The organism is Streptomyces sp. CB02366, assembly GCF_001905905.1.
Taxonomy (GTDB): Bacteria; Actinomycetota; Actinomycetes; order Streptomycetales; family Streptomycetaceae; genus Streptomyces.
The window spans coordinates 1,157,064-1,177,477 of sequence record NZ_LIVT01000003.1; the positions used below are offsets into that span (position 1 = coordinate 1,157,064).

General features: G+C 73.8%; 19 protein-coding genes. 16 read left to right on the top strand and 3 right to left on the bottom strand.

Translation table 11 applies throughout. From position 1 onward, the window contains the following. Positions 1–408 precede the first annotated feature (408 nt). The 15 genes from AMK24_RS13805 to AMK24_RS13875 all read left to right on the top strand — a co-directional run bounded on the left by AMK24_RS13805 (position 409) and on the right by AMK24_RS13875 (position 16,773). Positions 409–930, top strand: coding sequence for a DUF2617 family protein (locus AMK24_RS13805; RefSeq protein ID WP_073768524.1), 522 nt, complete (start codon positions 409–411; stop codon positions 928–930). A 67-nt stretch (positions 931–997) separates the two neighbouring features. Further along, entirely contained in the window at positions 998–2,596 is a 1,599-nt protein-coding gene (locus AMK24_RS13810; RefSeq protein WP_073768526.1) for a polyamine aminopropyltransferase, read from the top strand. Between the two features lie 141 nt (positions 2,597–2,737). Continuing rightward, complete coding sequence (locus AMK24_RS13815; RefSeq protein ID WP_073768528.1) at positions 2,738–3,652, top strand: SRPBCC domain-containing protein; 915 nt, start codon at positions 2,738–2,740, stop codon at positions 3,650–3,652. A 109-nt stretch (positions 3,653–3,761) separates the two neighbouring features. After that, the gene (locus AMK24_RS13820) at positions 3,762–4,568 is read left to right on the top strand and encodes an aldose epimerase family protein (RefSeq protein ID WP_073768530.1); all 807 of its coding nucleotides are present in this window, start codon (positions 3,762–3,764) and stop codon (positions 4,566–4,568) included. 48 nt (positions 4,569–4,616) lie between these two features. Continuing rightward, on the top strand, positions 4,617–5,156 hold the full coding sequence (gene pyrE / locus AMK24_RS13825) for an orotate phosphoribosyltransferase (protein WP_073768532.1): 540 nt from the start codon (positions 4,617–4,619) through the stop codon (positions 5,154–5,156). A gap of 211 nt (positions 5,157–5,367) precedes the next feature. Further along, positions 5,368–6,399 carry a class II fructose-bisphosphate aldolase gene (fbaA, locus tag AMK24_RS13830; RefSeq protein WP_073768534.1) on the top strand — a complete coding sequence of 344 codons (1,032 nt, stop codon included), beginning with the start codon at positions 5,368–5,370 and terminating at the stop codon, positions 6,397–6,399. 91 nt (positions 6,400–6,490) lie between these two features. Continuing rightward, the gene (locus AMK24_RS13835) at positions 6,491–7,654 is read left to right on the top strand and encodes a MalY/PatB family protein (RefSeq protein WP_073768536.1); all 1,164 of its coding nucleotides are present in this window, start codon (positions 6,491–6,493) and stop codon (positions 7,652–7,654) included. A gap of 154 nt (positions 7,655–7,808) precedes the next feature. Then, a complete protein-coding gene (locus AMK24_RS13840; RefSeq protein WP_073768538.1) occupies positions 7,809–9,308 on the top strand; it encodes a DHA2 family efflux MFS transporter permease subunit in 1,500 nt (499 codons plus the stop codon). 143 nt (positions 9,309–9,451) lie between these two features. Continuing rightward, positions 9,452–9,865, top strand: a complete 414-nt coding sequence (locus AMK24_RS13845) for a DUF3151 domain-containing protein (RefSeq protein WP_073768540.1) — start codon at positions 9,452–9,454, stop codon at positions 9,863–9,865. A gap of 138 nt (positions 9,866–10,003) precedes the next feature. Then, on the top strand, positions 10,004–10,852 hold the full coding sequence (locus AMK24_RS13850) for a tryptophan 2,3-dioxygenase family protein (protein ID WP_073768542.1): 849 nt from the start codon (positions 10,004–10,006) through the stop codon (positions 10,850–10,852). Beyond that, positions 10,845–12,056 carry a kynureninase gene (gene kynU, locus AMK24_RS13855; protein ID WP_073768544.1) on the top strand — a complete coding sequence of 404 codons (1,212 nt, stop codon included), beginning with the start codon at positions 10,845–10,847 and terminating at the stop codon, positions 12,054–12,056. Before AMK24_RS13850 ends, kynU begins: the two co-directional genes overlap by 8 nt. 142 nt (positions 12,057–12,198) lie before the next feature. Continuing rightward, positions 12,199–13,119, top strand: a complete 921-nt coding sequence (locus AMK24_RS13860) for an alpha/beta hydrolase family protein (protein ID WP_073768546.1) — start codon at positions 12,199–12,201, stop codon at positions 13,117–13,119. A gap of 287 nt (positions 13,120–13,406) precedes the next feature. Beyond that, positions 13,407–14,753: a sensor histidine kinase gene (locus tag AMK24_RS13865; RefSeq protein WP_073768548.1), complete on the top strand. Its 1,347-nt coding sequence runs from the start codon at positions 13,407–13,409 to the stop codon at positions 14,751–14,753. Continuing rightward, entirely contained in the window at positions 14,750–15,418 is a 669-nt protein-coding gene (locus AMK24_RS13870; protein ID WP_030113449.1) for a response regulator, read from the top strand. The genes AMK24_RS13865 and AMK24_RS13870 overlap by 4 nt, the downstream gene beginning before the upstream one ends. 149 nt (positions 15,419–15,567) lie before the next feature. Further along, positions 15,568–16,773, top strand: coding sequence for a cytochrome P450 (locus AMK24_RS13875; protein ID WP_073768550.1), 1,206 nt, complete (start codon positions 15,568–15,570; stop codon positions 16,771–16,773). A 120-nt stretch (positions 16,774–16,893) separates the two neighbouring features. On the opposite strand, the gene AMK24_RS13880 is transcribed toward AMK24_RS13875, so the two are convergent. The 3 genes from AMK24_RS13880 to AMK24_RS13890 all read right to left on the bottom strand — a co-directional run bounded on the left by AMK24_RS13880 (position 16,894) and on the right by AMK24_RS13890 (position 18,670). Continuing rightward, complete coding sequence (locus AMK24_RS13880; RefSeq protein ID WP_073768552.1) at positions 16,894–17,247, bottom strand: hypothetical protein; 354 nt, start codon at positions 17,245–17,247, stop codon at positions 16,894–16,896. 216 nt (positions 17,248–17,463) lie between these two features. Beyond that, positions 17,464–17,736, bottom strand: a complete 273-nt coding sequence (locus tag AMK24_RS13885) for a DUF1876 domain-containing protein (protein WP_073768922.1) — start codon at positions 17,734–17,736, stop codon at positions 17,464–17,466. Positions 17,737–17,791: 55 nt separating this feature from the next. Continuing rightward, the gene (locus AMK24_RS13890; protein ID WP_073768554.1) at positions 17,792–18,670 is read right to left on the bottom strand and encodes a diacylglycerol kinase; all 879 of its coding nucleotides are present in this window, start codon (positions 18,668–18,670) and stop codon (positions 17,792–17,794) included. Between the two features lie 186 nt (positions 18,671–18,856). Between AMK24_RS13890 and AMK24_RS13895 the strand changes: the two genes are divergently transcribed. Continuing rightward, positions 18,857–20,140, top strand: a complete 1,284-nt coding sequence (locus tag AMK24_RS13895) for an adenylosuccinate synthase (protein WP_073768556.1) — start codon at positions 18,857–18,859, stop codon at positions 20,138–20,140. Positions 20,141–20,414 lie beyond the last annotated feature (274 nt).

Consider the following 20,414-nt stretch of genomic DNA (forward strand, 5'->3'; position numbering starts at 1 on the left):
CTGCTTCGTGGCGGTCAGGGGCCGGAAGACCGGTCGGGGCCGGTTGTGCCGCGATGGCTGTCGACCGGCCGGATCGCGCCGAACGGCACACCGGACCGCGCCACCGTCACCGACAGTGACGCGACGCCGGGCGTCCGGAGGACGAACTCCCTCCGGACGCCTTTTCGTTGAGCGACGCGGGGATTTCGGATTGAACAAGTGAACCCGTGGGCCCCCGAGGGGATGGAAACTACGGCAAGTTGGGCGAAAACGCTGTGGGCGCGGTGCACTTCGTGCTTCCCTCGTCGAAGAGAACATTCAGCCCTCGGACCCCAGTTGGACCAGATCGGGCGCTCCCCACCTCCCACGCGCAGTCTGCCGGGGGCGCCCTGCTGTCCAGGTGTCCATGTGTGTTTGCGGAGCCCACCCATGCTCACCACCCTCCAGACGGCCTACTCCGATACCCGCGCCGCCGACCTGGCCTGGATGCTGGGGCGGGAGCCGCTGCCCGCCCTGGCGGTCCTCGACCTCCGGCTCGGCGGGGCCGAACTCCAGTTGAGGCTGCTCGGCGCCTCCCACCAGGTCCTTCTCCGGGAGGAGGGCGGGAGCTGCTCCGAGACCGTGGCCTGCATGCCCGGCAGCAGTACCCCCCTGCCTCTCGGCGTCTCGAAGCGCCTCGGCGACCGGGAGTACGAATTCGCCGCCCGCGTCGAGATGCTGACGCAGGGTCAGTTCGCGGGCAGGGCGCAGGAGCTGCTCGCCCTCGTGAGCGACCACCCGCACGGTCTGGTGGGCACCTTCCCCGGCAGTCCGTACGCCTTCACCGCGATGCTCGCCCAGCGCACCGAGGGCCAGGTGCGGTGGCGTACCTGGCACGCCTACCCCCAGGAGGGGCAGTTGGTGGTGACCCGGACGCGGGTGGGCGCCCGGGTGCCCGCGGCCGCGGCCTGAGAGGGGCGGCCACTTGCACCCGTGTGGGTGACAAGGTGCGACGGATCAGTGACGTAGCGTTCGCACCATGATCGACCAGCACACGTCGCTGCGAGGGGGCGCGGCGCGGCTTCCCGTACGGCCGAGGACCGGTCGGTTTCTCGTCCTGGCCGCGGTCTTCGTCTGCGCCGCCTGCGGACTCGTCTACGAGCTGGAACTGGTCGCCCTCGCCTCGTATTTGATCGGCGATTCGGTCACCCAGGCGTCCGTCGTGCTCTCCGTGATGGTGTTCGCGATGGGCATCGGCTCCCTTCTCGCGAAACGTTTGCGCTGCCACGCCGCCGTCGGCTTCGGCCTGCTGGAGGCCGCTCTCGCGCTGGTCGGCGGCTCCTCGGCGCTCGTGCTCTACGCCTCCTTCGCCTGGCTCGGGGAGTCGCAGCACCTCCTGGTGGGGTTCTCGCTGGCGATCGGGGTGCTGATCGGGGCGGAGATCCCGCTGCTGATGACGCTGATCCAGCGCGTCGACCGGCAGGACGCGGGCGGGGCCGTCGCCGACCTCTTCGCCGCCGACTACGTGGGCGCGCTGGTCGGAGGGCTCGCCTTCCCCTTTCTGCTGCTGCCGATGCTGGGGCAGCTGACCGGAACGCTGTTCACCGGATCGGTCAACGCGGCGGCGGGCGGCGCCCTGGTCCTGTGGGTGTTCCGGCGCGACCTCGGCGCCCGCTCCCGGTGGCTCCTCGTCCTGGCCAACGTCTCGGTGATCGCCGTGCTGGCCACCGCCACCGTGCTGGTCGACGATTTCGAGCGGGCCGCGCGCCGGGCGGTCTACGGGGACCAGGTGCGGGTGGCCGTGCAGACCGGGGTGCAGGAGGTCGTCCTGACCGGCGCCGACCGCGACTCCCTGGACCTCTATCTGGACGGCCGGCTGCGGGTCAGCGCCCGCGACGAGTACCGCTACCACCAGGCGCTGGTGCACCCGGCCATGAACGGGCCGCGCGCCCGCGTCCTCGTTCTGGGCGGCGGCGACGGGCTCGCCGCCCGCGAGGTGCTGCGCTACGCGGACGTCCGCTCGGTCACCGTCGTCGAGCTGGACCCCGAGGTCACCCGACTGGCCCTCACCGACCCCGCCCTCTCCGAGCTGAACGGCCGCGCCTTCCGCGATCCGCGCCTCACGGTGGTCGCGGCGGACGCGTTCCCCTGGCTCCGGACCGACCGGGGACGCTACGACGTGGTGATCTCCGACCTCCCGGACCCGGGCATCACCGCCAGCACGAAGCTGTACTCCGCCGAGTTCTACGGGCTGGTCGCGGAGGCGCTGGAGCCGGGCGGGCGGCTCGTGGTGCACGCCGGGTCGCTGGGCGCCCGGCCGCGGACCTTCTGGACGGCGGAGGCATCGGTGCGGGCGGGCGGCCTCGCGACCCGCCCCTACCGCGTCACCGGCCGGTACGGGGGTTTCGCCGCGGGCCCGGACCGGGGCGGGGACGACGACCGGGAGCGGGAGGACTGGGGCTTCCTCCTCGCCGCGAGGGGCGCCGCGCCGCGGGTCGTCCTGGCCCCCGGCGGACCCGAGCCGCGGTCCCTGGGGAGGCGGGAACTGCGCGAGGGCGCGCGGGCGGCGGCGGACGCCCGGCTGTCGGGGGTGGTCCCCTCGACGCTGATCCACCCGCGGTACTGGGAGGAGGCGTGAGCCGGACGGGGGCGGGGCGGAGCCCGGCGGTGCGGGCGGGCGGGGGCGGGGCGCTTCCGCGGCGGGGTCTGCGGGGGCGGCACGGCTTTCGGCGGACGGAACCGCTGACGTCCGGGCCGGGGCGGATTAGGCTCGGTTTCCATGGAGCATGAGGTGTTCGTTCCGGTCCCCGTCCCGACCCTGCTGCGCACGCTCGGAGACCCCGCCAGGGTGGCCCGCTGCGTCCCCGGCTTCCAGCAGGACGCCGACGCGTCGGCATCGCCCCTGGCGGGCCGGCTGAAGCTGCGGGCCGGCGGCCACACCATCACGTACCGGGGCGAGCTGCGGCTCACCGGCCCGGAGGACGGCGACGGCCCGGACGGGCCGCGCTTCTCGGTGACCGGGGAGGGCGTGGAGGCGAGGGGCGACGGCGGGGTCGAGCTGATCCTGACCGTCGCCCTCACCGGGACGGACGGCGGGACGACGCTCGTCTACAGCGGTACGGCCGAAGGGGACGGGCGGCTGGCCGAGTGGGAGGAGGGCGCCGCCCTCGCGGCCGCCCACCGCCTCCTGGACCGCTTCACCCAGCAGTTGGTGACGGAGTCGCTGGCCTCGCGGGAGGAGGGCGAAGACGTGGACGGCGGTGGCGAAACCGGGGGCGGCGCCTCCGCCGGACCCGGTGAAGCTCCCGCCGAAGCCGAAGCCGGTGACAGCGGTGAAGCTCGTGCCGATGCCGATGCCGATGCCGAAGTCGGCGGAAACGACGACGACAGGGCTGACGACCGTCCCCGCTCCGTGTACGACTCCCCGGTGCCGCCGCCCTCGCTCGACCCCGTCGCCGGGGTGGAGTTCAGCGTTCCGGAGGCACCGCCCGCCGAGGCCGCGCACGCCCGGCGCACCATGATCGGGCGCAGTGCCGAGGAGGTCGACCACGCGCCCCCGCGCGGACGGTACGCTCCCGTGCCCTCGCAGGACGCGGGCGGTGCGAACACCGCCCTGCGGTGGGTCGCTCCCGCCGCCGCCCTCGTGCTCGCCTCCGCCGTGGTGCTCGGCCGGGCGTGGCGACGCCGTCGGTAGCCCGAGCCGGAGACGGCGCACGCCCGGGACCGACCGGAGTCGAGGCGGTGGGGGCCGGGAGCGGTCCGGGGCGGAGGCGGCGGTGGGGGCGGGCCAGTAGGGTCGTCGGGTGAGCAGGAGCGAAGAGAACGTCAGGCTGACCGTCGGCGAAGCCGAGTTGACCGTCGACCGGCTGCACGGCTGCCGGATCAGCAGCCTGCGGATCGGGGGTGTCGAGCTGCTCCGCCAGGGTGAGAAGTACGGCTGCTTCCCGATGGTCCCCTGGTGCGGACGCACCGGGTACGGGAAGTTCCGCAATGGCGACGTGCTCCACGAGCTGCCGCTCACCTCCCCGCCGCACGCCATCCACGGCACCGGACGCGACACCTCCTGGCGCACCGCCCACACGGCCGCCGAACGGGCCGAGGGCCGGGCCGCCTTCTACTACGACCTCGCCGAACCCTGGCCGTACGAGGGCCGGGTGACGCAGACCTTCGAGCTGACCGGGGACTCCCTGACGCTCGGCCTCGCCGTCGAGACGTACGGCGACTCCTTCCCGGCCCAGGCCGGCTGGCACCCCTGGTTCCACCGCAACGTCGGCGGCCAGGACGTCCGGCTCTCCTTCGACCCGGGCTGGCAGGAGGAGCGGGGCGCGGACCACCTGCCGACCGGGAAACGCGTCGACCCCGCCCCCGGGCCGTGGGACGACTGCTTCGGCATGCCCGAGGGCGTGGACGTGAAGCTCACCTGGCCGGAGCAGCTGGAGCTGACGGTGAAGAGCCGCAGCGAGTGGGTGGTGATCTACGACGAGCAGGACGAGGCCGTGTGCGTGGAGCCGCAGTCCGGGCCGCCGAACGGGCTCAACACCGCGCCCCGGCTGGTGACCCCGATCGACCCGCTGGAGATCACGACGGCCTGGAGCTGGACGCGGCTCTGAGCGGGCGCCCGGCAGTGGGTCCGGGCCGCACCGCTTACCCTCGTGGTCATGACTGACGTACGCGCTGACCTGCTCCAGCAGATCAAGGACAAGGCCGTGGTGCACGGCAAGGTGACCCTCTCCTCGGGTCTGGAAGCCGACTGGTACATCGACCTGCGCCGGATCACGCTGGACGGCAGGGCCGCGCCGCTGGTCGGCCAGGTCATGCTCGACGCCACCGCCGAGTTGGACTACGACTGCGTCGGCGGGCTGACGCTCGGCGCCGACCCGGTCGCCACCTCGATGCTGCACGCCTCCGCCGCTCGCGGTAAGAGCCTGGACGCGTTCGTCGTCCGCAAGGCGCAGAAGGCGCACGGGATGCAGCGCCGGATCGAGGGCACCGACGTGAAGGGTCGCCGCTGCCTCGTCGTGGAGGACACCTCGACGACGGGCGGTTCGCCGCTGACCGCCGTCGAGGCGGTGCGCGAGGCGGGCGGCGAGGTCGTCGCCGTCGCCGTGATCGTCGAGCGCGGGGCCGCCCCGGCCATCGCCGAGGCCGGTCTGCCGTACGTGCACGTCTACTCGGTGGCCGATCTCGACCTGGGCTGAACCACCCCCGCAAGGGGATGACCTGCGGTTTTCGTCAGGGGTGGACGGTTTCACGTGAAACCGTCCACCCCTGACCCATAACCGTCCGGTATCCAACGGGGTCCGCCGGGTGGAGCCGGAGGGCGAGTCTGGGAAGATGGGGGCGACGATGACGTCGCCCCCAGGTCAGGGACTTACGCCTGCACACCCGCACATCCCAAGGAGCGGTCAGATGCCCATCGCAACCCCCGAGGCTTACGCCGAGATGCTCGACCGGGCCAAGGCGGGCAAGTTCGCCTACCCGGCCATCAACGTGACCTCGTCCCAGACCCTGCACGCGGCCCTGCGCGGTTTCGCGGAGGCCGAGAGCGACGGCATCGTCCAGATCTCCACCGGCGGTGCGGAGTTCCTGGGCGGCCAGTACAACAAGGACATGGTCACGGGTGCGGTCGCCCTGGCCGAGTTCGCGCACATCGTCGCCGCGAAGTACGACGTCACCATCGCGCTGCACACCGACCACTGCCCCAAGGACAAGCTGGACGGGTACGTACGTCCGCTGCTCGACGTCTCCGCCGAGCGCGTCGCCAAGGGTCTGAACCCGCTGTTCCAGTCCCACATGTGGGACGGCTCCGCCGAGACCCTCGCCGACAACCTGGCCATCGGCGAGGAGCTGCTGGCCAAGGCCGCCGCCGCCAAGATCATCCTTGAGGTCGAGATCACCCCGACCGGCGGCGAGGAGGACGGCGTCACGCACGAGATCAACGACGAGCTGTACACGACCGTCGAGGACGCGCTGCGCACCGCCGAGGCCCTGGGCCTGGGGGAGAAGGGCCGCTACCTGCTGGCCGCCTCCTTCGGCAACGTCCACGGCGTGTACAAGCCGGGCAACGTCGTGCTCCGTCCCGAGCTGCTCAAGGACCTCCAGGCGGGCGTCTCCGAGAAGTACGGCAAGCCGGTCGGCAGCCAGCCGTTCGACTTCGTCTTCCACGGCGGCTCCGGCTCCACCGCCGAGGAGATCGCCACCGCGCTGGAGAACGGCGTCGTGAAGATGAACCTCGACACCGACACCCAGTACGCCTTCACCCGCCCGGTCGCGGACCACATGTTCCGCAACTACGACGGTGTCCTGAAGGTCGACGGCGAGGTCGGCAACAAGAAGACCTACGACCCCCGCACCTGGGGCAAGTCCGCCGAGGCCGGCATGGCCGCGCGCGTCACCGAGGCGTGCGCGAACCTGCGCTCCACCGGCACGAAGCTGAAGTGACCATTCCGTAGCCACGGACGTACGGTGTCGGGCCCGGTCCTCCTCCGGAGGGCCGGGCCCGTCGCCGTGCCGGGAGAGAAGAGGACCTGTTGTGGGCGCGCCCTACGATTTCGACACCGCCGTCGACCGCCGGGGCACCTGGTGCGTCCAGTGGGACGGGGTCGCCGACCGCTTCGGCGTCGACGGACTGCTGCCGTTCACCATCTCCGACATGGACTTCGCCACCGCCCCCGAGGTGCTGGCCGCGCTCCGGGCCCGTCTGGACCACGGGGTGTTCGGCTACACCACCTGGCAGCAGGACGACTTCCGCTCGGCGATAGCCCACTGGTACGCCACCCGGTACGGCACCGGGATCGACACCGGACAGCTGGTCTACGGCCCGTCCGTCCTCAGCCAGCTCTCCCAGCTCCTCCAGATGTGGACGGCCGAGGGCGACGGAGTCGTCGTCCACACCCCCACGTACGACGGCTTCCGCAAGGCGATCACGGGGCTCGGGCGTGAGCTGCGCGGGGCGCCGGTGGGGGACGAGGAGGCGCTGGAGCGCGAGCTGGCCCGGCCGGACGCGAAGGTGCTGGTGCTGTGCTCGCCCCACAACCCCACCGGCCGGGTGTGGACGGCCGCCGAGCTGGCCCGCACGGCGGAGCTGGCCGAGCGGCACGGGGTCGCCGTGATCAGCGACGAGATCCACGCGGACCTCGTGCACGAGGGCGGCGTCGGGCGGGTCCACGTGCCGTGGACCCGGGTGGCGGGCGACGGGCGCTGGGCACTCGTCACCTCCGGCTCGAAGGCGTTCAACTTCCCGGCCCTCACCGGCTCGTACGGGTTCATCGGCGACCCGGACGACCGGACGGAGTTCCTGCGGCGGATGGAGACGGCCGAGGGGCTGGCGTCGCCCGCCGTGCTGTCGCTGACCGCGCACATCGCGGCGTACCGGGAGGGCGCGGCCTGGCTGGACGCGGTCCGGGCGTACACGGCGGGGAACCTGGAGTACGTCGCCCGGCGGCTGGACGACGCCCTGCCCGAGCTGGGGTGGACGCCGCCCGGGGCCGGCTATCTGGCGTGGATCGACCTGCGGCCGCTGGGCGTGGACGACGAGGCGTTGCAGCGGGTGCTGGTGGAGCGGGAGCGGGTGGCGATCATGGGGGGCGCCGTCTACGGGGCGCCCGGGTTCGTCCGGCTGAACGTGGGGTGCCCCCGGGAGAAGGCGGTCCTGGGGGTGGAGGCGCTGGTGCGGGCGGTGGAGGTCCTGGGCTGACCGGCGGGCGGTGAGCGGTGGCCGGGGGAGGCCCTGCGCCGCCCGGGGGCCGGGGGCCGAGGGCGGGGGCCGGTAGGCGGGGGGAACGGCGTCTTCGTGGCGGTGCTCCGGGGCGTGGGGTGCGGGGGAGGGCACTCCGGGGCAGGCTTGCCCCATGGCCGCTGCCTCCGCGCCCGGAGAGATCCGGGTCGCCTCGCCCGCCGGACGCCTGGTCGTGCTGACCACCGTGCTCGGTTCCAGCATGGCCATGCTGGACTCCACCGTCGTCAACGTCGCCCTGCCCCGCATCGGCGCGGACCTCGGCACCGACCTGGCCGCGCTCCAGTGGACCGTCAACGCCTACATGCTCACGCTCGCCGGGCTGATCCTGCTCGGCGGGGCGCTCGGGGACCGGTACGGGCGGCGGCGGGTGTTCGTGGTCGGCGTGGTGTGGTTCGCGGCGGCCTCGCTGCTCTGCGGGATCGCGCCGGACGCCGGGATCCTCATCGCCGCCCGCGCCCTGCAAGGGGTCGGCGGGGCACTGCTCACGCCGGGGTCGCTCGCGCTGATCCAGGCGAGCTTCCATCCGGACGACCGGGCGCGGGCCGTGGGGCTGTGGTCCGGGTTCGGCGGGGTCGGGGCGGCCGTGGGGCCCTTCGTGGGCGGGTGGCTCGTCGACGGGCCCGGATGGCGGTGGGTGTTCCTGCTCAATCTGCCGCTCGCCGCGCTCTGCGTCCCCGTCGCCCTCCGGTACGTACCGGAGTCGCGCGACCCGGCGGCGCACGGCCGGTTCGACGTGCTGGGGGCCGCCCTCGCGGCGCTGGCGCTCGCCGGGGTGACGTACGCGCTGATCGAGGCCCCCGCGCGGGGCGCGTCGCCCGTGGTGATCGGGGCGGCCGTCGGCGGGCTGGTCCTGGGAGCCGTGTTCGTGGCGGTGGAGCGGCGGCGGGCCGCCCCCATGCTGCCGCCGTCGATCTTCCGCTCCCGCCTGTTCACCTCGGTCAACCTGGTGACCTTCTGCGTCTACGCGGCCCTCGGCGGCTTCTTCTTCCTCTCCGCGATCCAGCTCCAGGTCGTGGCCGGGTACTCGGCGCTGGGGGCTGGTACCGCGCTGCTGCCCACCACCGTGCTGATGCTGCTGTTCTCCGCCCGGTCGGGGGAGCTGGGCCGGCGGATCGGGCCCCGGATCCCGCTCACGGTGGGCCCGCTGCTGGCCGCCGCGGGGATGCTGCTGATGCTGCGGGTGGGGCCGGACAGCGCGTCCTTCGGCGGGTACGCGGGCGAGGTGCTGCCCGCCGTCGTGGTGCTCGGCGCCGGGCTCGTCGTGGTCGTCGCGCCGCTCACCGCGACCGTCCTGGCCGCCGTGGACGCCGGGCGGGCGGGGCTGGCCAGCGGCATCAACAACGCCGCCGCGCGGGCCGCCGGGCTCATCGCGGTGGCCGCGCTGCCGCTGCTCGCCGGGATGGGGCCGGAGGCGTACCGGGACGCGGGCGAGTTCGCCGCGACCTTCCGGCGGGCGATGCCGATGTGTGCCGGGCTGCTGGTGGCGGGCGCGGTCCTCGCGTGGTGGACGGTGCGCGCCCCGGCCGCCCCGGGCAGGGAGGAGCGGCCCGTGTGCGCGGTGCACTGCGGGGTCTCCTCCCCGCCGCTGGAACCGGAGCGCGGCGACGGGTGAGCCGCAGGCGGGGGTGGAAGCGCGGCGCCGGGTGAGCCGCACGCGGGGAGAAAGCGCGGCGGCGGGTGAGCCGACCTCCGGGGCTTCCACGAGCGGGCCGGGGCGCGGTGCCGCCGGGGCGTGACGGCAGGCACACTTGAGGCATGTCCATCCACGAGAACCTGCTCGGGGGCCCCGCCCCGACCCACCTGCCCGACGACCCCGAGCCGCGCGAGCTGCTCGCCGCCGGCACCCCGCCCGCCGAGGTCGCCGCGAAGTACCCCACCTCCTCGCTCGCCTGGGCGCAGCTCGCCGACGAGGCGTTCGAGGGCGGCCGGGTCGTCGAGTCCTACGCGTACGCCCGTACCGGCTACCACCGCGGCCTCGACTCCCTTCGCCGGGCCGGCTGGAAGGGCCACGGCCCCGTCCCGTTCGAGCACGAGCCGAACCGCGGCTTCCTGCGCGCCCTGCACGCGCTGGCGCGGGCGGCCGGGTCGATCGGGGAGACCGAGGAGCACGAGCGCTGCACGACGTTCCTGCGCGACTCCTCGCCGACTGCCGCCGACATCCTGGGCTGACCCCTTCTGTCCCGAGCCGTCTCCCCGCCCAAGCGCCGAGGGCGGGGAGCGGCTTAGTATGCGAGCAGGGGACCGGAGCTCCATCACCTCACGGAAGGGGCGGACCGCTACCCGGAAGCTCGTGTCGAGGAGACAGAAATGTCGACCAACCACCCCGACCCCGAAGCCACCGGTGCGGACACCCCGCACCTGGACTTCGCGGGAACGACTCCGTACGAGGACTATGTCCAGGCGGACGTTCTGACCCACCTCCAGCACCTGCGCTCGGACGATCCCGGCGAGATGGTCTTCCTGGTCACCACCCAGGTCATGGAGCTGTGGTTCACGGTCATCGTCCATGAGTGGGAGACCGCCACCCGCGCCCTGCGCGAGGACCGCATACCCGTCGCCCGCGACGCCCTGAAGCGTTCGCTGCGCGAGCTGGAGGCGCTCAACGAGTCCTGGCGGCCGCTGTCCGGACTCACCCCCGCCCAGTTCAACTCCTACCGGGGCTCCCTCGGCGAGGGGTCCGGGTTCCAGTCCGCGATGTACCGGCGGATGGAGTTCCTGCTCGGCGACAAGTCCGCCTCCATGCTGGTGCCGCACCGGGGCGCGCCCCGGGTGTACGCCGAGCTGGAGAAGGCGCTCGCGGAGCCCAGCCTGTACGACGAGACCCTGGCGCTGCTGGCCCGGCGCGGGTACGCGATCCCCGAGGCGGTCCTCACCCGGGACCTGACCCGGCGGTACGAGCCCTCGCCCGAGGTCGAGGCCGTGTGGGCGGAGATCTACGCCTCCGCCGACCAGAACGACGAACTGGTGCGCCTCGGCGAGCTGCTGACCGACGTCGGCGAGCTGGTGTGGCGCTGGCGCAACGACCACCTCGTCGCCACCCGGCGCGCGATGGGCTCCAAGACCGGCACCGGCGGTTCCGCCGGGGTGGCCTGGCTGGAGAAGCGCGCCACGAAGAACGTGTTCCCCGAGCTGTGGACGGCGCGCAGCCATGTCTGAGACCCGGGCCGCCGCGGAGGGCCTCCGCGCGCGGGCGGAGCGGCTCGACGCCGCCGATCCGCTCGCCGCGCACCGCGAACTGTTCGCGCTCGACGACGGCGTCTACCTCGACGGCAACTCGCTCGGCGCGCTGCCCGTCCACGTCCCGGCCCGGGTGCAGGACGTCCTGGCCCGCCAGTGGGGCCAGCTGCGCATCCGGTCCTGGGACGAGAGCGGCTGGTGGACCGCGCCCGAGCGGATCGGGGACCGGATCGCCCCCATCGTCGGGGCCGCGGCCGGGCAGATCGTCGTCGGCGACTCCACCAGCGTCAACGTCTTCAAGGCCGTCGTCGCCGCGGCCCGGCTCGCGGGCGAGGGGCGCGACGAGATCCTGGTCGACGCGACGACCTTCCCCACGGACGGGTACATCGCGGCGTCCGCCGCCCGGCTCACCGGGCGCCGGATCGTGCCGGTCGCGCCCGCCGACGTCTCGGCCGCGCTCGGTCCGCGTACCGCCGCCGTGCTGCTCAACCACGTCGACTACCGCTCCGGCCGGCTGCACGACCTGCCCGGCCTGACCGCCGCCGTCCATGCGGCGGGCGCGATCGCGGTGTGGGACCTGTGCCACAGCGCCGGTGCGCTCCCCGTGGGGCTGGACGGGCACGGGGTGGACCTGGCGGTCGGCTGTACGTACAAGTACCTGAACGGCGGCCCCGGTTCGCCCGCGTACCTGTACGTCGCCGAGCGCCACCAGGCCGCCTTCGACTCGCCGCTGCCGGGGTGGAACTCGCACGCCGACCCGTTCGGCATGACGCCCGACTACGCCCCGGCGGCCGGTTCCGTACGGGGCCGGGTCGGCACCCCCGACATCGTCTCCATGCTGACGCTGGAGGCGGCGCTCGACGTGTGGGACGGGGTGGAGGTGGACGCGGTGCGGGCCAAGTCCCTCGCGCTGACGGACTTCTTCCTGGAGTGCGTCGAGGCGTACGTCCCGGCGGGCCGGGTCGTCTCCGTCACCCCGGCCGCCCACGCCGAACGCGGCAGCCAGGTCGCCCTGCGCTGCGCCGACGCCGAGCCCGTGATGCGCCGGCTGATCGAGCGGGGAATCGTGGGCGATCTGCGGCGGCCGGACGTGCTGCGGTTCGGCTTCACCCCGCTGTACGTGGGATACGCCGACGCGGAACGGGCGGCTCGGGTGCTGGCGGACGTGCTGGCCGGAAGGTAGTCCCACGCACGCGGACTGACGGGGTGTCGGGCCGCGTGCCGGCCGGGCGGGGACGGTGCCGGGTGCTGGTACCGTCCCCGCAGGTCAACCCCGTTGGGGCAGGGCACAGGTACAGGCCATGGGCAGAGGACGGTTGAGCAGCATGACGGATTCCCCGGGTTCCCCGGACTCTGCCGCGCGCGGGCGGGACGCGGCCGAGAGCGCGGCGGCTTTCGCCCACCCCGCCGTCGCCCCCGACCGGACCGCCGCCTACGGGGACCACCCCGACCAGGTCGTCGACCTCTACGCACCGCGCGACGGCCGTACCGGGGCCCCGCTCGTCGTCCTCCTGCACGGCGGCGCCTGGCGGGCCCCGTACGATCGGGCCCACCTCTCCCCGTTCGCGGACTTCCTGGCCCGCCGGGGCTTCGCCGTGGCGAGCGTGGAGTACCGGCGCGGCGGCGACGGCGTCCCCCGGCAGCGCGGCGGCGAGGAGCCCCGGGCGGGGAGCGCCGATCCTCTCGCGGGGCGCTGGCCGGAGACCTTCGACGACGTGGCCGCCGCCCTGGACGCGGTGCCCGCCCTGGCCTCCCGCGAGCTGCCGGGCGCCGATGTGCGGCGGGTCGTGGTCTGCGGGCACTCGGCGGGCGGGCACCTCGCCCTGTGGGCGGTGTCCCGGCACGTCCTGCCGGCGGGGTCGCCGTGGCGGCTGCCCGCCCCGCCGCCGCTGCGCGGGGTCGTCGCGCTGGCCCCGATCGCGGACTTCACCACGGCGGTCGAGCTGGGGGTCTGCGGGGGCGCGGTCACCCAACTCCTCGGCGGAGAGGACGAGTTCGCCGAGCGGGCGGCCCACGCCGATCCCGGGGTGCTGCTGCCGACGGGGATCGCCACCGCGATCGTGCACGGCGTCGAGGACATCGTCGTCCCCCGGGCCGTCTCCGAGGCGTACGTCGACGCGGCGGCCCGGTCCGGCGAGACGGTCGGGCTGACCCTGCTCGGCGGGGCCGGGCACTTCCCGCTGATCGACCCGGCCGCCGACGCCTGCGCGGTCGTGGCCGAGGAGATCACCCAACTCGCCTGGTAGGCGCGACGCACCCGGTGGACGCGTCCCGCCGGGCAGGCGCGACGCACCTGTGAGAAGCGGCCCGCCGGGCAGGCGCGACGGAGGAGGTCCGGCACGGCGTGCGGTTGCGCCCGGGCCCGGCGAGCACGCCCGGGGCCCCTCTCGACCGGGCCCTGCCCCAGGGCTCCGACCTGCGGTTTCACGGTGCGGGGTGGAGGGGGGCGGAGCCGGGTAGTCCTTGAGACGGATGCCCCGGAATCCGTAGTGATGCTGACGACCCGGCGTCCGCCGCCGCCTACCGTGGAACCGTGACCGAGACCCAGACGAAGACCAGCAGCCCGGAGTTCCGGGCGGCCGCAGGGGCGATCGACGGCCTGCGGAACGACCTCCTGCGCGATGTGCTCGCCTACCGGCCGCTGCCGCCGATGAACCCCGACGGGCGGCTGATACGACGGCTGCCCGAGGGGATGCGGAAGACCGTCGTCTGGGCCCCGCACGCGCTGGTGCTGTTCGCCGCCTTCCTCGTGATGATGGCCGGGTTCGCCGAGTGGGAGTACCGCCTGCTGATGGGCCTGGTGCCCGCGATCCCGGTCGCGATGACCCTGGTGCGGCCGGTCGCCGCGTTCTGGGCCTCGATGGCGGCGACCGTCTTCTGCGGTGTGCTGGGCAGCGAGGGGCTGTGGGGGCCGAGCGCCTTCATGGCCCAGGTCGTGGTCCTGGTGGTCGTGGCCGCCCGGACCCGGCCCCGTACGGCCGCCTGGATGTGGCTGCTGACGCTGCTGTTCGGGATGCTCCTGGAGGGCGGCGACCCGATGATCACCGCGCCGGTGGCCATCCTCTCCGCCTTCGCGCTGCTCGTCGTCGCCGTGGTCCAGATCCGGCGCGACGCCGAGCGCGAGGTCACCGTGCAGCGCACCGTCACCGCCGTGGAGCGCGACCGGCGCACCCTGCTGGAGGAGCGCACCACCATCGCCCGGGAACTGCACGACGTGGTCGCCCACCACATGTCGGTCGTCGCGATCCAGGCCGAGGCCGCCCCGTACCGGGTGGAGAACCCGCCGCCGGAGCTGGAGCAGGCGTTCGTCACCATCCGGGAGAACGCGGTGGCCGCCCTCACCGAGCTGCGCCGCGTCCTCGGGGTCGTCCGGGCGGAGGACTACGAGGCGCCGGACGCCCCGCAGCCCACCCTCGCCGTGCTCGACGGACTGCTGGACAACGTCCGCGAGACGGGCCTGGAGACGGAGAAGGCGGTCACCGGGGCCGTCCGCGAGCTGCCGCAGGGCGTCGAGCTGTCGGCGTACCGGATCGTCCAGGAGGCCCTGAGCAACAGCCTGCGGCACGCGCCGGGCTCCTCCGCGCGGGTCGAGCTGAGCTACGTCCTCGGCGGCCTGGGGCTGCGTGTGGTCAACGGGCCGCCGAAGGGCCTGGTCAAGCCGTCGCCCGGGGCCGGGCACGGGATCACCGGGATGCGGGAGCGGGTCGCGATGCTGAACGGCGAGATGACGGCCGGGGCGACGGCGGACGGCGGGTACGAGGTCGCCGTGTTCCTCCCCGTGCCGCCGGTGGAGCAGCCGGAGGCCCGGGGGCCGGGCGGCGGCGAGGACGCGCGGGGCGGCGCCGGCGCCGCCGCCGTCGAACGGGACGGCCGGGCATGAGCGACACCGACATCCGGGTCCTGATCGTCGACGACCAGATGATGGTCCGCGAAGGCTTCTCGGTCCTGCTCAACGCGATGCCGGGCATCACGGTGGTGGGCGAGGCGCTGGACGGCCGGCAGGCCCTCGACCAGGTCGCCGCCCTGCGCCCGGACGTCGTCCTGATGGACATCCGCATGCCGGAGATGAACGGCATCGAGGCGACCCGCGAGATCGTCGCGCGGGACGCCGACGCGAAGGTCCTGGTGCTGACGACCTTCGACCTCGACGAGTACGTGTACCAGGCGCTGCGCGCCGGAGCCTCGGGCTTCCTGCTCAAGGACGCCTCGGCCCGGCAGCTCGCGGAGGGCGTACGGGTGGTGGCCTCGGGCGAGGCGCTGCTCGCCCCGGCGGTTACCCGGCGGCTGATCAACGAGTTCTCCAAGCTCGCGGAGGCCCCCCGGCCGCCCGCCCTCGCGCGGATCGGGGACCTCACCGAGCGCGAGACGGAGGTGCTGGTCCTCATCGCGCAGGGGCTCTCCAACGGGGAGATCGCTTCGCACCTGATCGTCGCCGAGTCCACGATCAAGACGCACGTGAGCCGCATCCTGGTGAAGCTCGGGCTGCGCGACCGGACCCAGGCGGCGGTGTTCGCCTACGAGGCGCGCCTGGTCACCCCGGGGTAGCGCCGCCCTGCCGCTCCCCCCGGCCGGCCGCCGCGCCGCCCCGCCCCCGGACCCTCGAACGGGCCCGGGGGCGTTTCCCGCGGTCGTCGTCGCGGGGCGGCTTCGCCGCCACCCCTTGCGGAGGCGGCGGGCGCGGGTAGCGTCGGGCCATGCACGTGTCCTTCGATCCCTGGTCTCCCGCGTTCGTCGCCGATCCCTACCCCGCCTACGCGGCGCTGCGGGCCGCCGGCCGGGCGCACCGGTTCGAGCCGACGGGCCAGTGGCTGATCCCGCACCACGCCGACGTGTCGGCCCTGCTGCGCGACCGGCGGCTCGGCCGGACGTACCTGCACCGCTTCAGCCACGAGGAGTTCGGCCGCACCCCGCCGCCCGCCGCGCACGAGCCGTTCACCACCCTCAACGGTCAGGGCATCCTCGATCTGGAGGCCCCCGACCCCCTCCGGATCCGTCGGTTGGTCTCCAAGGCGTTCACCCCGCGTACGGTCGAGAACCTGGCGCCGACCGTACGGCGGCTGGCGGCCGGCCTGGTGGACGCCTTCGTGGCGAAGGGCGGCGGGGACCTGCTGGCCGAGGTCGCGGAGCCGCTGCCGGTGGCGGTGATCGCGGAGATGCTGGGCGTACCGGAGGCCGACCGGGGGCTGCTGCGGCCCTGGTCGGCGGCGATCTGCGGGATGTTCGAGCTGAACCCCTCGGAGGAGACGGCGGCGGCGGCCGTACGCGCCTCCGTCGACTTCTCCGCGTATCTGCGCGGCCTCATCGCCGAGCGGCGCGCCGAACCCGGGGACGACCTGGTCTCGGCGCTCATCGCCGCTCACGACGAGGGCGAGCGGCTGACCGAGCAGGAGATGGTCTCCACCTGTGTGCTCCTGCTGAACGCGGGCCACGAGGCGACGGTCAACACCACCGCCGGCGGCTGGCGCACGCTCTTCCACCACCCGGAGCAGTTGGCGGCGCTGCGCGCCGATCCCGCCCTGCTGCCCACGGCGATCGAGGAACTGCTCCGCTACGACACCCCGCTGCAGATGTTCGAGCGCTGGGTGCTGGACGACATCGAGATCGGCGGCCAGGTGATCCGGCGGGGCGCGGAGGTGGCGCTGCTGTTCGGCTCGGCCAACCGGGATCCGGAGCGGTTCGCGCGTCCGGACACCCTGGACCTGTCCCGTACGGACAACCCGCACATCACCTTCGGCGCGGGCATCCACTTCTGCCTGGGCGCCCCGCTGGCCCGGCTGGAGCTGGCCGCCTCCTTCGGGGAGCTGCTGCGCAAGGCGCCCGCGCTGCGGATGACGGCGGAGCCCGCGTGGCAGCCGGGATACGTGATCCGGGGGCTGAAGGAGCTGCTGGTGGAGGTGTGAGGGGAGGGGTGGGCGGGGCGGGCCGCGGTCCTCGACGAGGCGGACGGACGCGCCGGGTGCGGCGGGGCGGGCCGCGGTCCTCGGCCGGGCTGGACGGGTGCGGCGGGGCGTCCCGGTGGCTCAGCAGGGGTCGTAGCACTCCGGCCGCGGCGCCCCGGCCAGCGCGTCGACGCCGACGCCGACCGAGGTGAGCGCGGCGATGGCCGCGACCATGCCGAGAGCGCGCAGCCAGCGCCGCCGGACCAGGAAGAAGACGGCCAGGGCCGCCGCGACGCCGCCGAGGATCATCAGGGGCAGGCCGATCCAGAGCACGTTCCAGTTGGACGCGCCCTCGAAGCCGTCGAGGAGGCCGCCCTTGCCGTGCGGGGCCCAGAGCACGATGCCCGCGAGAGCGCCGACGAAGGCCGTCGCACAGCCGAGGGCGCCCACGGCGGCCTCGCGCCGCGCGTCCTGGGCGCCGCTCGGGATCTCCATACCCGCAGGGACGCGGCGGGGCCGGGGGCGGTTCCCTCCCGGGCTTCCGTCCCCGGGCTTCCGTCCCCGGGCCTCCGCTTCGGGCCCCCACTCCGATCCTCCGTGCCGGACCTCCGTGCCGGCCCCTCGCTCCGGGCCCTCTCCCGGGATGCCGGAGGCCGGCGCGGGGCGGCCACCTGCGGGAGGGGCCGGGGAGGGGGCTCCCGTCAGGAGGTCTCAGGTCAAGGGGTAGGACGCCCGGCCCGACGCCTCGTCGATCTCGTCGTGCGCCTTGGTCAGCAGCTTCATCGCCAGTTCGTTGAGCGCCCTGGCCCCCGCGATCTCCTCGCCGACGCGCTGCTGGTCGGCGTCCGAGGGGTGGCGGCTGGCGTAGCCGTGGGCGCGTACTTCCGCTCCGTCGGAAAGGCGGACGAGCGCCGCCGCACGGGTGCGGTGGGAATCCTCCTCGAACTCCAGCTCGATGTGCCATCCGACAGCGGTCCTGGTCATGTCGGTCACCTCCAGGGGCGGGACACGGGACGGCTCCGTTCCCGGACCGTCCCCCTTACCAGCGTGCGCCCGCCGCCCCGTCCGCGCTCGCCGGGACGGGCAGCATCAGCGCCCAGGCGCCGGGCCGGACGGTCCAGGTCCGGGTACGCACCGGCCCGGCGGTCCGTATGTCCGCCCGGTAGCGGAAGTCCGCGCCGGAGACCGTGACGGCCTCGGCCTCGGCGGTCACGTCCTCGCCCGAGGCGGTGCGGACGACGACGTCGGCCAGGCCCCCGCCGCCCCGGGAGGTGACCGAGAGGCCCCGGACCGGGGTGTCCAGGTCGCTCAGCACCACCCCGTCCGCCTCGATGCGCAGCCGGTGCGTGCCCGGGTGCGCGGCGGCGACCGGGACCGGGCGGACCAGGGAGGCGACCAGCGACCGGCAGGTGTCCCAGACGGCCGTGACGCCCGCCTGCGGGCCGCGCGCGTCGGGCGGCGGGGCCGGGACGGGGATGCGGAGACGGCCGAGGACGATGCCGTCGCTGTCGTCGACCAGCAGGTCCAGACGGCGCACCGCCCCGTCCAGCGCGGTGCGCGCGGCGGCCACCGCGCCCCGGGGGACGCCGAGGGCGTGGGCCACTTCCAGGGCGTGCGCGGCGCCGACGGGGATCAGGGAGAGGACGCCGGCGGCCAGCTCCCGTTCGCGGTGCAGCTGGGCCACCGCGCGCAGCAGCGCGTGGTCGTCGCCGACCACCACGGGGCGGCGCGAGCCCCGCCGGGACAGGGCTCGCGCGAACTCCTCCGGGGTGTCCGGAAGGCAGATCTTGGCGTGTGAACCGGCGCTCAGCACGTCCTTGGCGATACGGACGGACTCGCCGTCGCTCCGGCGGGCGACCGGGTCGATGACCACCAGGAGCTGGTCGTCGCCGTCGTCGGGGGGCTCTGCAGCCGACACCTCGGTCCTTCCTCGGGTAGCATCTTGGTGCAAGAGCCCCTTGCGCTATTGCGCCAGGGGCTTCGTCTATTCCGGGGCACCCGGTTCGACGGCTCAGGCTCTGCCGTACATCGTCGTACGGCAGGTACGACCTTGACGTACGCCCCCTGACCTTGGACATGCCCCGCCCGGAAGGGGTGTACGCCTGTGCCCGCACTTGTGCTGCTCGGTGCTCAGTGGGGTGACGAGGGCAAGGGGAAGGCCACCGACCTGCTCGGTGGATCCGTGGACTATGTGGTGCGCTACCAGGGCGGCAACAACGCCGGCCACACGGTCGTCGTCGGCGACCAGAAGTACGCGCTGCATCTCCTCCCCTCCGGAATCCTGTCGCCGGGGTGCACCCCGGTCATCGGGAACGGTGTCGTGGTCGACCCGGCGGTCCTGCTCTCCGAGCTGAGCGGTCTGAACGAGCGAGGCGTCGACACGTCCAAGCTTCTGATCAGCGGAAACGCTCACCTCATCACTCCTTACAACGTCACGCTCGACAAGGTGACCGAGCGCTTCCTGGGGAAGCGCAAGATCGGCACGACGGGCCGGGGCATCGGTCCGACGTACGCCGACAAGATCAACCGGGTGGGCATCCGCGTCCAGGACCTCTACGACGAGTCGATCCTGGAGCAGAAGGTGGAGGCGGCCCTGGAGCAGAAGAACCAGCTCCTGGCCAAGGTCTTCAACCGCCGGGCCATCGAGGCGGGCAAGGTCGTCGAGGACATGCTCCAGTACGCGGAGCAGATCAAGCCGTTCGTCGCCGACACGACGCTGATCCTGAACGACGCCATCGACGCCGGCAAGGTCGTGCTCTTCGAGGGCGGCCAGGGCACCCTGCTCGACGTCGACCACGGCACGTACCCCTTCGTCACCTCGTCGAACCCGACCGCGGGCGGCGCCTGCACCGGAGCCGGTGTCGGCCCGACGAAGATCAGCCGCGTGATCGGCATCCTCAAGGCCTATACGACGCGTGTGGGGGCGGGGCCGTTCCCGACCGAACTGTTCGACGAGGACGGCGAGGCGCTGCGGCGCATCGGCGGCGAGCGCGGCGTCACCACCGGCCGTGACCGCCGCTGCGGCTGGTTCGACGCCCCGATCGCGCGGTACGCGACCCGGGTCAACGGCCTGACCGACTTCTTCCTCACCAAGCTGGACGTCCTCACCGGCTGGGAGCGGATCCCGGTCTGCGTGGCGTACGAGATCGACGGCAAGCGCGTCGAGGAACTCCCGTACAACCAGACCGACTTCCACCACGCGAAGCCGATCTACGAGAACCTGCCGGGCTGGTCCGAGGACATCACCAAGGCCAAGACCTTCTCCGACCTGCCGAAGAACGCGCAGGGTTACGTGAAGGCCCTGGAGGAGATGTCGGGCGCGCCGATCTCCGCGATCGGCGTCGGCCCCGGCCGGACCGAGACGATCGAGATCAACTCGTTCCTGTAGGGAGCGGTCGTCCGCGGGGCCCGGGATCACGGTGATCCCGGGCCCCTTCGGCTTAGTGGGAGGCGAGGCGGAGTTCGGCGGGGTCCTCCCGGTGCTCCGGGAGGCCGTCCGCGAGGGGTCCGCGCTGTCCGCATGCTGGGAGGGGCCGGAAGATTTTACCTTCGCTCCCCGCCCCGTCCCGGCCGGGATGCGGATGGGCTCCCTCCGGAATAAGGGCTGTTGAGGGGACGGATCGGTGCGACCGCGCCGCACGGCCGGCGTCGGCGGCGGTGGA

Coding starts and splice junctions, on each gene's coding strand:
- AMK24_RS13805 (WP_073768524.1), top strand. CDS start 409: ATGCTCACCACCCTCCAGACGGCCTACTCCGATACCCGCGCCGCCGAC.
- AMK24_RS13810 (WP_073768526.1), top strand. CDS start 998: ATGATCGACCAGCACACGTCGCTGCGAGGGGGCGCGGCGCGGCTTCCC.
- AMK24_RS13815 (WP_073768528.1), top strand. CDS start 2,738: ATGGAGCATGAGGTGTTCGTTCCGGTCCCCGTCCCGACCCTGCTGCGC.
- pyrE (WP_073768532.1), top strand. CDS start 4,617: ATGACTGACGTACGCGCTGACCTGCTCCAGCAGATCAAGGACAAGGCC.
- fbaA (WP_073768534.1), top strand. CDS start 5,368: ATGCCCATCGCAACCCCCGAGGCTTACGCCGAGATGCTCGACCGGGCC.
- AMK24_RS13840 (WP_073768538.1), top strand. CDS start 7,809: ATGGCCGCTGCCTCCGCGCCCGGAGAGATCCGGGTCGCCTCGCCCGCC.
- AMK24_RS13845 (WP_073768540.1), top strand. CDS start 9,452: ATGTCCATCCACGAGAACCTGCTCGGGGGCCCCGCCCCGACCCACCTG.
- AMK24_RS13850 (WP_073768542.1), top strand. CDS start 10,004: ATGTCGACCAACCACCCCGACCCCGAAGCCACCGGTGCGGACACCCCG.
- kynU (WP_073768544.1), top strand. CDS start 10,845: ATGTCTGAGACCCGGGCCGCCGCGGAGGGCCTCCGCGCGCGGGCGGAG.
- AMK24_RS13860 (WP_073768546.1), top strand. CDS start 12,199: ATGACGGATTCCCCGGGTTCCCCGGACTCTGCCGCGCGCGGGCGGGAC.
- AMK24_RS13870 (WP_030113449.1), top strand. CDS start 14,750: ATGAGCGACACCGACATCCGGGTCCTGATCGTCGACGACCAGATGATG.
- AMK24_RS13875 (WP_073768550.1), top strand. CDS start 15,568: ATGCACGTGTCCTTCGATCCCTGGTCTCCCGCGTTCGTCGCCGATCCC.
- AMK24_RS13880 (WP_073768552.1), bottom strand. CDS start 17,247: ATGGAGATCCCGAGCGGCGCCCAGGACGCGCGGCGCGAGGCCGCCGTG.
- AMK24_RS13885 (WP_073768922.1), bottom strand. CDS start 17,736: ATGACCAGGACCGCTGTCGGATGGCACATCGAGCTGGAGTTCGAGGAG.